Source organism: Candidatus Omnitrophota bacterium (assembly GCA_023227985.1).
In the GTDB taxonomy this organism is placed as follows: domain Bacteria; phylum Omnitrophota; class Gorgyraeia; order Gygaellales; family Profunditerraquicolaceae; genus JALOCB01.
Genome location: JALOCB010000007.1, coordinates 1 through 13,306 on the forward strand (window position 1 = coordinate 1; position 13,306 = coordinate 13,306).

The following is a 13,306-nucleotide window of genomic DNA, read 5'->3' on the forward strand; positions in this document are numbered from 1 at the left end:
AGAGATTTATAGCGGAACAGAAAGAAAAAGCGGCGAAGGCAAAAGAGGAAGAGCAAAGACGGATAAAGGCTGCGCAGGAAGAGCAGGAAAGGCAGAGAGAAAACCGGAAATTAGAAGCTTTAAGGCAGGTTGAAGAGGGGAAATTACAGATAGAGAAACAGAGACTGGAATTGGCAAAACAGGCCTTGGAACTGGAAAAGCGCAAGCAACTGGATAAAGAAAAGGCATCAACCCGAAAGAACGAGAAGAAGCAAAGTTTTCAGGAATTCCAGGAGAAAGAGCTGGTAAAGCGCCGGCGATATAGGGCGGAAAAAGCCAGGCAGCAGGAAGAAAGGGAATATCAGGCTGAGCTGAAGAGAAAGCGGGAAGAAGAGCGCAGAGAGGCCCGGAGGGAAGAAGAAGAGATCAGAGAAGAGGAAAGAAGAGAAGCCCGGTTGAGGGCGGAGCGGATCAAACAGGAAAGATTAGAAGAAGAACGCCTGGCTGCGGAAATCCGTCAAGAAGATGAGCAACTGCTGGAGGAAGAGGCCTCTGTCTATGAAGAAATTGAACAACGAGAAGAAACGGAGATGGAAGCGCCCGTGTATCCTGAAGTCAAAACTTCAAGACAGACAAGGGTGATCAAGGTAAGAGTCGATCCTGATAAGGGTACAAAGAAAAGCGCAGAAGTAAATAGTTGGATGGACAAGATCGAAAGGCTGGATGGTTGGGTTAAGAAAGAAATGTGGTAATATTTGCAGCATATGTTTAGTATATACAAACATACTCAGACATACTCAGACCATATTATAATAATCATTAAGAACTAATGATAATACTTAAAATATGATAGGGAATCGGTTATTTACAGCTCAGGAAGTTGCGGAAAAACTTGGCATATCCAAGCAGACTCTGTTCCGCTATGAGAAAAAAGGCGTTTTTCCGAAGGCTCGGCGGAATTTGATCAATCGTTGGCGTTTATATTCCGAGGAAGATGTAAATGCCTTGATTGAGATCATCAGGGGGAGCGTCGGTTAGACCGGGTACTGAACTGTGATGCCAACCAAGACCGGGAATGCCGGTTTTCAGGATGAGTTAAAAAAATCTTGACAACGAATGTGGTTATGTTAAACTATTTTCAAAATGGAGGTGTTGGATGAGGAGAAATAAGGGCTTTACTCTTATTGAGTTGGTGTTGGTAATTGTCATCATTGGTATATTGGCGGCGGTGGCTATTCCCCGGTTCGTTGATCTTCGGACTGAAGCTGTCAGGGCGCGTTGCCAGTCGGATGTAGGTGCGATCAGGTCTGGGGTATCGTCGTGGTATGCTAAATATCACGCAAGCAATGCTTGCCCTACCGGCGGCACATGTTCTGCGACAGGTTTTCCGGCAGTGGCGGAATTGGGCAATGTCACTTCGACTTTCGCAGTTTTGACTTTTGCGAATGGGACCTTGCCTGACACCGCAAATATCGTGGGTGCTACCAAGGACTGGTCAAATTATTATAACGAAACAACCGGCGTAATGGATATAGTAAGCTGTTGCGGAAGCTGATCTATAGCGTTAGTAAAGTATCATTAAGGCCTTCTGGGTTACAATGCTCAGAAGGCCTTTTTATTTAAAGTTATTTTTATTCTAACCATCGGGATAAAAATAGGTTATAACTAAGAAATCCAGGATTTTGCTTGACATAATATTGTGAGGATTTATAATTTTTAAGAGAGATACTGCGTGTTGACCGCGGCGCCGGTATACTGGTATGTCCGGTATCGTGCCGGCAGGTTTTATTGATAGAGGCGTTAAATAATATCATAAAATAAATTATGGCCGATATGAATTTCACCGATATCCAGAAAGACGCATTGCAGGAGATCGGAAATATCTGCGCCGGCAACGCAGCTACCGCCCTGTCGCAGTTATTGGATAGGCCTATAAATATAGTTGTTCCCCGTATCCTTTTCCTGCCTATAGAAGATGTCCCCAAGGCGGTCGGCGGAAGCGAGAAGCTTGTCGTTGGGCTTATGCTGCGGGTTTTCGGCGACTTGCCCAGCAATATAGTCTTCATATTCTCTCAAAGGGACGCGATGATCCTGGCGTCTCTTGTTACCGGAAAACCTGTATCTGAATCAACCGTTATATCCGAGATGGAGCGCTCGGCCCTGAAAGAGATCGGGGTTATCCTGGCTAACGCTTATTTAGGGGCCCTGGGGAGCTTTGTCGGCCTCGGCCTTGTGCCTACCGTTCCGGAGTTGATAATGGATATGGCCGGGGCTATCCTGGATTACCTGCTGATTGAATTAAGCTGTAAGTCGGAATTCGCTTTATTGGTGGAATCCGAACTGCATGAACCCGTAGCCTCGGTGACCGGGCATTTTTTCCTTATTCCCGATCCGGCGGGCATGGAGCTTATTACCAGGGCCATAGGCAAATAGCCGCGTTTATTTTATAAAACAAGCAATATTAAACAAGAAAGATCCAACTTATGCAAGATAGTTACCGGGAACTATTCCTTTCCGAATCGCAGGAGTACTTGAGTAATATCAGCAGTTGCCTGGTGAAGCTTGAAGAAAAACCTTCTGATCCGTCTTCGATAAACGAGATCTTCCGCTGCGTGCATACCCTTAAAGGAATGTCCGCCACCATGGGCTATGAAAAACTGACCACATTGTCCCATGAGATGGAAGACCTTCTTGACGAGCTGCGCAATAAGAAACAGGAGCTTAGTCCCGAGATTATGGACACATTATTTGCGGCGGTGGACATTCTGGAACAATTATTCACAGAGATAAAGGGAAAGAAGGAATCGGTCCTGGATATATCCGAGATCGGCAATACCTTGAAAAGCTTTCTTGCGGAGAATCAGCGAAATAAACCCAGAGGAAAAGGAAAGGGCGCGGTAGTTGCCCCTGTCAAGGATTTTACCGAATTCGAGCTTAAAAAGCTCAAAGACTCGAAATCAAAGAAATTAAACGTGTTTAATGTGCGGATAAACCTGAGCAAGGATTGCGCGCTGAAGGAAGCCCGGGCATTCCTGGTGATCACTAACCTGAAGCGGTTCGGGGAGATAATTTCGACCCAGCCTTCGATAGAAGACCTTAAGGCGGGTAATTTCGAGTATTCGTTTACGGCAATGTTTTCCAGCAAAGAAGATTCCGGGATAGTGCGCCAGGAATTGATGAATATATCGGAAGTAGACGAGGTGAGTATCTCCTCCCAGGACCTCTCCGGAACTGGTCCTTCCGATGGTAAACAGGGGCAGCCGTCAGCGGCAAATCATCCGGCTAACGCCCCGGCGGCCGGGCCTGTTTATGTAAAGAAGATACAGAGCATGCGCATTCCGGTGGAACGGTTGGATAAGATCATGAACCTGATGGGTGAGCTGTCGATCGCCAAAATCCGGCTGGTGCAAATAGTCCAGACATATAAGCTGGAGCCTCTTGAAGAAGTCGGTTTTTCCCTTGACCGCCTGATCTCCGCCTTGCAGGATGAAGTCATGCAGACCAGGCTTTTGCCTGTAGCGTATATACTTGACGCTTTCCCGCGGGTAGTCAGGGATGTGGCAAAGAAGCAAGGCAAGGATGTGGAACTGGAGATATTGGGCGGCGAGATAGAGCTGGATCGTATGGTCCTGGATGAGATGAGCGATCCCCTTTTGCACTTGGTAAGAAATGCCGTGGACCATGGGCTGGAGACATCGGAAGAGAGAAAGAAGAATAACAAAGACCCCCGCGGTAAGCTTACTATACAGGTGAGCCGCCAAAGGGGACAGATCTATATAGAAGTTATTGATGACGGTCAAGGGATTGATTTTGAGGCTGTCTGCAAAATCGCTATAAGTAAAGGTTTGGTCACCCCGGAAGAAACAGCGGAAATGGATGAAAAAAAGGTCCTGGACCTGATAACCATGCCGGGATTTTCCACCGCCAAGGCCATAACCGATATCTCCGGCCGCGGGGTAGGGTTGGATGTGGTAAAATCCAAGATTGAAGCTTTAGGCGGCAGGGTGGATTTTGAGACGAAAAAAGGCGAAGGCAGCCGGTTTATCCTGACATTACCTCTGACATTGGCTATCATCAAAGCGATGTTAGTCAAGGTGGAAGAAGAAATATTCGCCATCCCCCTGATGAATATCCGGGAAACTATAAAGATAAGGACTGACGAGCTTAGATATCTGCAGAACTTTGAAGTGGTCAAGGTAAGGGAAGAGGTTATCCCGGTGATCAGGCTGAATAAAGAACTGGGAATAAGCAGCGCGAAGGTCGCAAGTGAAGAATCCGACGACCGGGTATCCCTGGTTATCGTGGAATATGGAAAGAAGGCTTTGGGTTTGGTGGTTTCGCAGGTTTTGGGAGAGCAGGATATAGCTGTTAAACCGCTTGGCTCTTTAGTCAAGCGCACCAAAGGTATTGCCGGCGCGACTATACTGGGCGACGGGAGGGTGGCTTTGATCCTGGATATAATGAGCCTGCGTTAAACGCGCTAAGCCAGCGCATCCCGGCCTGATCCTGGAGGATATCATTATGGAAAAGCTCAATTTAGGCAACGAACAGTTGGATCTTTTTAAAGAAATAGGGTCGATCGGCGGAGGCAACGCCGCTACCGCCCTAAGCCAGATATTGGCAAGCAAGGTCACCATATCCGTTCCCCAGGTTAAACTCGTCAGCTCCGAAGCGGTGACTAATTCTGAGTTTCAGATCGAGCCTGAAGAGGTCGGCCTGGCTATTGATTTTAAGATCCTGGGCGCCCTGCAGGGAGGGATGGTCATATTGTTCTCCCAGAAGAGCGCTCTTTTAATGATCGATATCTTGTTGAAGAAAAAGATAGGCTCGACCCAATTGATAAACCTGATGGAGGCGTCGGCGCTGTCCGAGGTATCGCACATAATCTCGGGAAGTTATATAAACGCGGTGGGGGAATTACTGGAACTGCATCAATTGATACCATCCATCCCCCGGACGATAGTCGACCGTATGGACCGGTTGAACAAGCTGTTGATCAGAAGGTTATCCGATGACAGCTCAGGTTATCTTCTTCCAATAGAGAATAATCTCGTCATAGAGGATATTAAGGTCGATCTGTTCGTAATATTCCTCCTGGAACAGGAAAGCATAAGGAAGGTGCTTAAATTAAGCGGTTTATGAAAGAACAAATATTCGCTTTAGATATCGGCACGCGAAAGGTCATGGGAATTGTCGCTCAGAGATGCGAGGATTCTCTGGAGATAATCGACGCCGAGGTTATCGAACATGTTGCCCGGCCTATGCTGGACGGCCAGATCCACAGCATTGAAGAAGTGGCCAGGACAGTAAAAAAGATCAAGGAACGGCTGGAATCCCGGTTGAGCAAAAAACTTGATAAGGTCGGTGTCGCCGTCGCCGGCAGGAACCTGTTGACTTATAAAAGCAGGGTAAAACGCGATTTCCCGGCCCATGAGGAGATAACCCCGGATATTATCCGCGACCTGGAGCTGGAAGCGATAGACAAGATAAATACTGATTCGGGTAAGGACCTTTCAGAATTCTATTGTGTGGGTTACAGCCCGGTTTATCATGAGCTCGACGGAAACAGGATAAATAACCCTGTCGGCCACAGAGCCCGTTCGATAGCTGCCGAGGTGATCGTAACGTTTCTTCCCCGGCTGGTGCTGGACAGTATATTTGCGGTCTTGAAGAAAGCCAATCTTGAAGGGACTAATATAACCCTTGAGCCTATTTCCGCTATTAACGCGATAATTCCCGCGGAGATGCGCAATTTGAATATAATCCTGGTGGATATCGGAGCCGGGACCTCGGATATGGCCCTGGCTAAGGATGGGATGGTTTTTGCTTTCGGTATGGTCCCTGAGGCCGGTGATGAAATAACCGAATTCATATCGGAAAATCTGCTTGCGGATTTTTCGACTGCCGAGCGGATCAAAAGGTCTATTCAATCCGACGGCGCCATCGAATATCAGGATATCTGGAACCGGCCCAGGTGCATAGATTCCGCCACGTTCAGAGAAACAATTGTCCCGGCAGTAAAAAAACTTGCCGGCTCTGTATCCAGCGCGTGCCTTGATCTCAACGCCGGACTGCCGCAGGCGATAGTCCTGGTCGGCGGAGGCAGCATGACTTGCGGTTTGATCGAAGAGCTGGCTTTAAGCATTGGGCTGCCGCCTTACAAGATAGGAATACGCCTGCCTGAACTGATAAAAGGCGTTAAGGATAAAACCGGAAAATTGAGCGGCCCGGAGGCGGTAACCCCTATCGGTATCGCCCTGATGACCGATAGATCCCAGGGATTGAGGTTCATCCACGCCGAGGTTAATCATAAGAAAATAATTATGCTGGATTTTCAGCAGAAAAAAGATATAATGGGAGCACTTACTTTGTCCGGGGTGGTGAACGAAAAAAGGCTCTATCCTCATCCGGGGCTGGCCCTTACAGCTAAAGTAAACGGCCAATTAAAGGTTATAAAGGGGACGATGGGATGCCCCGCCAAGATATTGCTTAACGGCAAACCGATAAATTCGCTGGCGGACAAGATCGAGGACGGGGACAAAATAACTTTTGAAGAGGCGCTTAACGGCACGGATGCCTCGGCAATTGTTTCGGATGTAGCGGATATCAACAAGGTCCGCTGTATTTTCAACAACGAGATAATCGAAGTGGCGCCGAGTGTTTTTGTCGAAGGCGAGGCCGCGGCCCTGGACGCGCCGGTTGCTGACCGGGCCAGTATAACTGTTTCCGCGGTTACCGCCAGAGAGGTGTTGAGGTCCAGGGGGGTTAGCCTTGAGTCTTTGAGCGAGAGGCAGATATTGATAAACCTTAACAGTTCTCCGAAGATATTGACACAGCGTAATTTTTCCCTTAGCCTTAATAAAGAGGCTTGCGGCGTGGATACGCTGGTAAAGCCGAATGATATAGTCGAATTTTCCTCCCACACCCCGACCGCTTACCGGATAAAGGATGTGGTGGAATTCCCGAAAGACTTTGAAAGGATACGCATAAAGGTCGATGACAGGGATATCGAGGTTATCCTGGATACTATCCAGGTTTTTATGAACGGCCGCCAGGTGCAGCCGGAAGAGTTCCTGATCGACGGGGCGGATATCCAGGTGTACCAGACCAAGGAGCGCAAGGTCCTGCTTTCCGAGATTTTTCGGTATATAGATGTCCAGCCGCAAAAAGTTTACGGCAAAAGGATCAAGCTGTTCGTCGATGACATTCCGGCAGGGTTTACCACGCCTTTGACCGACGGTTCGAGGGTCAGGATACTTTTTGAAGACAGGGACGGATAATTTACACCCGGCACAATCGGAATACGTGCCGGTGTTGCGTTTCTAGTATTTACACCCGGCACAATGGCATCCGACTTTAGTGCACCTGACTTTATCGGAAAAGTCAGTGTGTGTTTGTACACAAGAATAAGTCGGTATCCGCCTCGGGGCGGAGAATATGCACCGGTGTCGCGTTTTTAGTATTTACACCCGGTGCAATCGGAATATGCACCGGTGTCGCATACGTATGCGAGGAGGGATAACGATGAAGATCCAGAATTATATGGAAGATGTGGTTCAGGAAGAACTGGAATTGCTTCTTGCCGAGAGGGATGATATCTGTAAATGCCAGAAATGCAAGTTCGATATGATGGTTTGGACCCTGAACAGGCTGCCTCCGAAATACGTTATCACTAATAGGGGCCGGTTATATACAAAGCTCAAGGAACAGGAGATACAATTCAAGGCGGACGTGGTCAAGGAACTCACTAAAGCAATCGAATATATCGGGAAAAACCCGCAGCATTGAGCACCAGTATGGCAGATATTACGGATAAGGGGAAATATACCGAAGAAGATCTGAAGAAAGCGCTTAAATTTATAAGCGAGCGCCGGGGCATCGACTTGTGTTCTTACCGGCAGAACTTTGTTTTTCGCCATCTGCGTTCCCGGCTGCAGGATGTCAATGTAGCCAGCGGGGCTGAATATGTGGAGTACATCAAGGCGAATCCGGATGAAATAGATGTTTTTATGGATGCCTTGTCCATAAGCGTTACGCATTTCTTCCGGGATTCCGATGTTTTTGAATCATTCCGGAAAAACGTCATTCCCGCTGTAATGAAACGCAAGGAGGGCGCGGAACAAAAGATGATCCGGATGTGGTCGGCGGGCTGCGCCACCGGACAGGAGGCTTATTCCATAGCCATATTGATGCAGGAAGCCCTGGCCGGAAGAAACGATTATCTGGTTAAGATCTGGGCCACTGACATAGATATGGACGCGATCGAAAAGGCGAAAAAAGGAGAGTACGAACTGCGCGATTTCCGGGAGATGGAAAGAAAATACCGGGATAAATATTTCGAGCAAAAAGGGGACAAGCTCTTTCTGAAAGACGAGATTAAGCGTATGGTCAGGTTCGAACGGGTAAACCTGATCACCGACCCGGGGCTTAAATTCATGGATGTGATCTTCTGCCGCAACGTGATGATCTATTTTAACCGTCAGCAGCAGGAGGAGCTTTTTAAGAAGTTCCATCAGGCCCTTAATATTAAAGGGTATCTGGTAGTGGCAAAGGTGGAGACGATATGGGACAAGGATCAATTCGTCCCTATAGACCCACCGCAGAAGATATACCAGAAGATTTAACCGGTATAAGCCCGGCCGGGTTTGTCAAGCGCTATCGTTTATAAAAATGAAAAGGGAGGTAGAAATGGCAAGAGTTTTAGTTGTTGACGACGCGTTGTTCATGCGCAGGATGCTTTCCGATATCCTCAAAAAAGAGGGGATCGAGATATGCGGGGAAGCCGAGAATGGCAAGGATGCCATATCCAAATACCAGGAATTCAAGCCCGACCTGGTTACTATGGATATCGTTATGCCCAGGATCGAAGAGATCGACGGTATAGGCGCGGTCAAAGAGATCATCAAGGCTGACCCTCAGGCCAAGATCATTATGGTCTCGGCCATGGGCCAGCATTCGCTGGTAGTGGAGGCCATTCAGGCAGGTGCAAAGGACTTTGTTACCAAACCGTTTCAGCCTTCCAGGGTAATCGAAGCTGTAAAGAGGGCCTTAGGCGGTTGATGGAAAAGATTATGGAAGAAAATATCATCGAAGTACAAATGGCCGATATGCAGTTTGGCCAGGCGCCTGCTATATTGATCACCCGGGGGCTTGGTTCGTGCCTGGGCATCACTTTTTACGACCCTGCCAAAAAAATCGGGGCTATGGCCCACGCTATGCTCCCCGATATTAACATCGCGAAGATAAAGAGCAATCTTAACCGTTTTGTGAATTCCGCAATAGCCGCGATGCTGGCTGAGTTTGAAAAAAGAGGCTGTCCCAAGGGCCGCATTGTCGCCAAATTGTTCGGCGGCGCGCATATGTTCAGTTTTATAAGCAGCGACAGCGTGCTTAACGTCGGTCAGAAAAACATCGATACCGCCCTGGTCGTCCTGAAAGAGCATAATATCAAGATAGTCGGACAGGAAGTGGGCGGAACCTTTGGTAGGACTATCGAGTTGAATCTGGAGACAGGCGTAGTCCTGGTAAAGACCGTTTCCTGGGGAGAGAAGGAAGTGTAATGGAAACAGAAAAAATAAAGGTCATAGTTGTTGACGACTCGTTTTTGATGCGCAGGATTATTTCCGATATCATAAACAGCGACGGATCTTTGGAGGTTGTCGCCCGGGCAAAAGACGGCAGGGATGCCTTGGAAAAGGTTCTCAGCCTGTCCCCCGACGTGGTGACCCTGGATATAAATCTTCCGGATATCAACGGCATAGACGTGCTTCAGGAGATAATGAAGAAGAGGCCCACCAGGGTGATCATGCTCTCCGCGTATACCCGGTCGGGGGCGTCGGCCACAATGCGGGCATTGGAATTGGGCGCGGTTGATTTTATCGCCAAGCCTGCGGGGGAGATTTCTTTGGGGCTGGATAAATTAAAGTCCGAGATAATCGCCAAGATAAAGACCGCGGCCAAGATCAATTTGGATAAATATCTGGACGGGTTCCGGGCGAAAGCGGATATTGCCGAAGACAAAAAGAAAGTATCAGATACCAAGAAATTAGTGGTTATCGGCGCTTCTACCGGCGGCCCCAAGGCGGTATTGGATATAATGCGTGATATCCCCGTTGATATACAGGCTTCATTTTTGATAGTGCAGCATATGCCAAAGGGCTTCACCCAGACTTTTGCCGAGAGGATAGGTTGGCAGTCGGGGATACGGGCAAAGGAGGCCGAAGAATCGGATAGTCTAGCTCCGGGCAGGGTTTTTGTCGCGCCGGCGGGATTCCATCTGGTGCTGGAAGAGTATAAGGATGAAGTGAAGATAAAGTTGAATCAGGATCCTCCGGTGAATTTCGTCCGGCCTTCTATAGATGTTACGATGTTATCGACGGCCCGGATTTTCGGCAACAATGTGATCGGGGTGATACTTACGGGGATGGGTAAAGACGGCTTTGAAGGCGTGAAAAAGATAAAGGAATGCGGCGGTAAGGTTATTGTTCAGGATGAGGCGACCTCGGTCGTCTGGGGTATGCCTGGCTCGGTGGCCCGGGCAGGTTTGGCGGATTCGATTTTGCCACTCTCGAATATCGCCCAGGAATTGCTGAAGTATATAAGATAGAACATAAAAGCGGAGTCAATACTTATCGATGGACGAAAAATTATCTCTTAACCAGGTGGACGTATTGAAAGAGATAGGCTCTATTGGTTCGGCGACTGCAGCCACCGCCCTGGCGGATATGATAGCTGAAAAGGTCGAGATCAATGTGCCTGAGGTCAGCATTGTTCCCCTGGAGAAGATATCTACTCTTTTTAACGGCGCGGAAAGACTGTTTTTTGTCCTGGATATGGAGATAAAAGGCGATATAGGCGGCAGGATATTCCTTATGCTTCCGCCCGAGGACGCCAAGTTCCTTTCCGGCGCTTTGCTGGGCAAGCCCAAAGAGGACATAGACATCAATGACGATATGTTCAAATCTTCTTTGCGGGAGGTTTGTAATATTCTTGGCGGGGCGTACGTTTCGGCATTGGCGGATATGACCGGCCTGATGATACTCACCTCCATCCCTTCAATGGCTATGGATATGGTGGGCGCCATACTGGATTTTATATTCATCCAGATCGCCCAGGAATCAGAGGAGGCTATGTTCATCAAGACCGATCTTATTGTGAAAGGGCTGAAGCTCGAGGGTTTGTTCCTGTTGTTCCCGGATAATGAATCGTTAAAGAAGATATTCGAGATATTGAAAGTTTAAACCAGGAGGAAGCGCTATGGCTGAGCAGAAACCAAAAGAATACCAGTTGGTTGTTTTTACGATCGGGGAGGAAGAATTCGGCGTTGACATAAGCCAGGTGCGTGAGATCGTCCGGCTGGTCCAGATCACATATCTGCCCAAGGCCCCGGTATTTATTGAAGGCGTGGTTAATCTGCGCGGCCAGGTATTGGCGGTCATTGATCTTTCCAAACGGATCGGCGTGTCATCCAAGGAACGGGGCGAGAATACCCGGATCATCGTGGTCGAAGTGGGCGAGAATACGGTTGGGATGATCGTGGATTCTGTTTCCGAGGTTTTAAGGCTTACATCCGATGCGGTTGAGGAAGTCCCCAGTCTGGTTGATACCGAGGTCCCGGAGCATTATATCCGGGGCGTGGGTAAACTTAAAGACAGGCTGTTGGTGCTTCTGGACCTGAATAAGATCCTGACCCCGGAGGAATTCCAGCATATGGAACGGCATGTGAAGTCAGTGTCGGAAAAAGAAGGAAAGGCATAGTAAACAATACGTTAGGTTTAACGTTTCGTTTAACGCTCAAGCCTTTTTAGCTTTTTCGCCATCCGCCAGCCTCTCTGGCGGTTTATGGTTTTTAGACAACCTTGAAAAAAATGAAATATTATCCGGTATTATTAGACCTAACAGGCAGGAAATGCTGCGTGGTCGGGGCGGGCTCTGTGGCTGAACGCAAAGCCAGGTCGCTTATCGATGCGCAAGCTGCGGTTGAGGTGATCAGCCCTGTGCTTTCTTGCGGATTGAAAGTTCTTTTGCGCAAAGGCAAGATCCGTCATATTGCCTCTGATTACCGCCCAGCCTTGATCAAAGGCGCGTTTTTAGTCATTGCCGCCACCGATCATAATAGAGTGAACCTGGCAATATCGCGTGACGCCCAAAAACACGGGATCCTTACCAATATCGTGGATGTCCCCGATATAAGCAACTTTATTGTCCCCTCGGTGATCCATAAACACGGTTTGATCATAGCTATTTCCACCAGCGGCATGGCGCCCTGCCTTTCCAAGAAGATAAGGATTGAGCTTACAAAGGATTTCCTGCCGCGTTACCTGAAACTTTTGAAGATAGTTGATGCGGCAAGAAAAGAGCTTAAGTCTTCCTGTCTAAAAGGGACAGTCAGGAAAGAACTGTTGACCCGGCTGGTTAATTCGCCTAAGGCCTGCGGTTACAGTAAATGTTTTTCTAAAAAAGTACCCGGTAAGATCATCCGGGAAATTCTGTCTGAATTATAATGCCTTTATACGAGATTATTTTTAAATCCACATTCGGTTTATACCTGCTGGCCAGCGCGGGATTTTTTCTTTTTTTTATTACCCAGAATCATCGGATAGGATCAACGGCCGCCATAGCCGGTTTTTGCGGGTTTCTGTTGCATACGTCCATTCTTGTTTACCGCAGCCTTGCTCTCGGGTATCTGGCGGTCTCCAATCTTCACGAGTCTCTTTCATTCTTTGTTTGGTTGGTCATGCTGGTTTATTTTATCGTAGAATCACGGCGCAGATTATGGGCCCACGCCGCGTTTATTATGCCTCTTGTGGTCTTAATGATGGGATACGCCCTGGTCTTGGATAATCAGTCCAGTCCTTTGCCCGTCGCCCTTAAGAGCCCGTGGCTGGCGATACACGCTACTTTGTGTTTTTTGAGCTATGCCTGTTTCCTTATGGCTTTTTGCCTTGGGATAATGTATCTTTGGCAGGAGCGTGAGCTTAAATCCCGGAAACCGGATATGTTCTTTTTTCGCCTGCCTTCATTAGGGTTGATGGACCGGCTGGGTTTCCGCGCTGTGAGTTTCGGGTTCGTTTGTTTGAGCCTGGGGATCATCAGCGGATCGGTCTGGGCCCAGCAGGCCTGGGGATCGTTCTGGAGTTGGGATCCCAAAGAAACCTGGTCGTTGGTCACATGGTTTATTTATTTGGTATATCTGCACGGCCGGTTTATATCCGGCTGGCAGGGCAGGAAAAGCGCTTATGTGGCTATCCTGGGTTTTTTGACCGTGCTTTTTACTTATTTCGGGGTCAGCCTGTTGTTTTCCGGGTTGCATTCTTATTTCAAGTAA

General features: G+C 48.2%; 14 protein-coding genes and 1 pseudogene. All 15 read left to right on the forward strand.

The window, feature by feature from the left end:
• Window positions 1-731 (forward strand): hypothetical protein (locus M0R35_02410; protein MCK9594511.1); only part of this gene is annotated, 731 nt, incomplete at its 5' end.
• A 404-nt stretch (window positions 732-1,135) separates the two neighbouring features.
• Window positions 1,136-1,225 (forward strand): annotated as a pseudogene (locus M0R35_02415) (prepilin-type N-terminal cleavage/methylation domain-containing protein).
• A 578-nt stretch (window positions 1,226-1,803) separates the two neighbouring features.
• A complete protein-coding gene (locus tag M0R35_02420; GenBank protein MCK9594512.1) occupies window positions 1,804-2,412 on the forward strand; it encodes a chemotaxis protein CheC in 609 nt (202 codons plus the stop codon).
• 50 nt (window positions 2,413-2,462) lie between these two features.
• Window positions 2,463-4,454, forward strand: a complete 1,992-nt coding sequence (locus M0R35_02425) for a chemotaxis protein CheA (protein MCK9594513.1) — start codon at window positions 2,463-2,465, stop codon at window positions 4,452-4,454.
• A 46-nt stretch (window positions 4,455-4,500) separates the two neighbouring features.
• Window positions 4,501-5,121, forward strand: a complete 621-nt coding sequence (locus M0R35_02430) for a chemotaxis protein CheC (protein ID MCK9594514.1) — start codon at window positions 4,501-4,503, stop codon at window positions 5,119-5,121.
• Window positions 5,118-7,259: a hypothetical protein gene (locus M0R35_02435; GenBank protein MCK9594515.1), complete on the forward strand. Its 2,142-nt coding sequence runs from the start codon at window positions 5,118-5,120 to the stop codon at window positions 7,257-7,259. The genes M0R35_02430 and M0R35_02435 overlap by 4 nt, the downstream gene beginning before the upstream one ends.
• A 244-nt stretch (window positions 7,260-7,503) precedes the next feature.
• Window positions 7,504-7,767 (forward strand): late competence development ComFB family protein, encoded by a 264-nt coding sequence (locus M0R35_02440; protein ID MCK9594516.1) that lies wholly within the window; start codon window positions 7,504-7,506, stop codon window positions 7,765-7,767.
• An 8-nt stretch (window positions 7,768-7,775) separates the two neighbouring features.
• Entirely contained in the window at window positions 7,776-8,603 is an 828-nt protein-coding gene (locus M0R35_02445; GenBank protein MCK9594517.1) for a protein-glutamate O-methyltransferase CheR, read from the forward strand.
• 64 nt (window positions 8,604-8,667) lie between these two features.
• On the forward strand, window positions 8,668-9,039 hold the full coding sequence (locus M0R35_02450) for a response regulator (protein ID MCK9594518.1): 372 nt from the start codon (window positions 8,668-8,670) through the stop codon (window positions 9,037-9,039).
• The gene (locus M0R35_02455) at window positions 9,039-9,539 is read left to right on the forward strand and encodes a chemotaxis protein CheD (protein ID MCK9594519.1); all 501 of its coding nucleotides are present in this window, start codon (window positions 9,039-9,041) and stop codon (window positions 9,537-9,539) included. Before M0R35_02450 ends, M0R35_02455 begins: the two co-directional genes overlap by 1 nt.
• Complete coding sequence (locus tag M0R35_02460; protein ID MCK9594520.1) at window positions 9,539-10,585, forward strand: chemotaxis response regulator protein-glutamate methylesterase; 1,047 nt, start codon at window positions 9,539-9,541, stop codon at window positions 10,583-10,585. The genes M0R35_02455 and M0R35_02460 overlap by 1 nt, the downstream gene beginning before the upstream one ends.
• A 28-nt stretch (window positions 10,586-10,613) precedes the next feature.
• Window positions 10,614-11,219 (forward strand): chemotaxis protein CheC, encoded by a 606-nt coding sequence (locus tag M0R35_02465; GenBank protein MCK9594521.1) that lies wholly within the window; start codon window positions 10,614-10,616, stop codon window positions 11,217-11,219.
• A gap of 16 nt (window positions 11,220-11,235) precedes the next feature.
• Window positions 11,236-11,736 carry a chemotaxis protein CheW gene (locus M0R35_02470; protein ID MCK9594522.1) on the forward strand — a complete coding sequence of 167 codons (501 nt, stop codon included), beginning with the start codon at window positions 11,236-11,238 and terminating at the stop codon, window positions 11,734-11,736.
• Between the two features lie 110 nt (window positions 11,737-11,846).
• Entirely contained in the window at window positions 11,847-12,482 is a 636-nt protein-coding gene (locus M0R35_02475) for a bifunctional precorrin-2 dehydrogenase/sirohydrochlorin ferrochelatase (protein MCK9594523.1), read from the forward strand.
• A complete protein-coding gene (ccsB, locus tag M0R35_02480; protein ID MCK9594524.1) occupies window positions 12,482-13,306 on the forward strand; it encodes a c-type cytochrome biogenesis protein CcsB in 825 nt (274 codons plus the stop codon). The genes M0R35_02475 and ccsB overlap by 1 nt, the downstream gene beginning before the upstream one ends.

Coding starts and splice junctions, on each gene's coding strand:
- M0R35_02440 (MCK9594516.1), top strand. CDS start 7,504: ATGAAGATCCAGAATTATATGGAAGATGTGGTTCAGGAAGAACTGGAA.
- M0R35_02450 (MCK9594518.1), top strand. CDS start 8,668: ATGGCAAGAGTTTTAGTTGTTGACGACGCGTTGTTCATGCGCAGGATG.
- M0R35_02425 (MCK9594513.1), top strand. CDS start 2,463: ATGCAAGATAGTTACCGGGAACTATTCCTTTCCGAATCGCAGGAGTAC.
- M0R35_02465 (MCK9594521.1), top strand. CDS start 10,614: ATGGACGAAAAATTATCTCTTAACCAGGTGGACGTATTGAAAGAGATA.
- M0R35_02475 (MCK9594523.1), top strand. CDS start 11,847: ATGAAATATTATCCGGTATTATTAGACCTAACAGGCAGGAAATGCTGC.
- M0R35_02430 (MCK9594514.1), top strand. CDS start 4,501: ATGGAAAAGCTCAATTTAGGCAACGAACAGTTGGATCTTTTTAAAGAA.
- M0R35_02445 (MCK9594517.1), top strand. CDS start 7,776: ATGGCAGATATTACGGATAAGGGGAAATATACCGAAGAAGATCTGAAG.
- M0R35_02435 (MCK9594515.1), top strand. CDS start 5,118: ATGAAAGAACAAATATTCGCTTTAGATATCGGCACGCGAAAGGTCATG.
- M0R35_02420 (MCK9594512.1), top strand. CDS start 1,804: ATGGCCGATATGAATTTCACCGATATCCAGAAAGACGCATTGCAGGAG.
- ccsB (MCK9594524.1), top strand. CDS start 12,482: ATGCCTTTATACGAGATTATTTTTAAATCCACATTCGGTTTATACCTG.
- M0R35_02460 (MCK9594520.1), top strand. CDS start 9,539: ATGGAAACAGAAAAAATAAAGGTCATAGTTGTTGACGACTCGTTTTTG.
- M0R35_02470 (MCK9594522.1), top strand. CDS start 11,236: ATGGCTGAGCAGAAACCAAAAGAATACCAGTTGGTTGTTTTTACGATC.
- M0R35_02455 (MCK9594519.1), top strand. CDS start 9,039: ATGGAAAAGATTATGGAAGAAAATATCATCGAAGTACAAATGGCCGAT.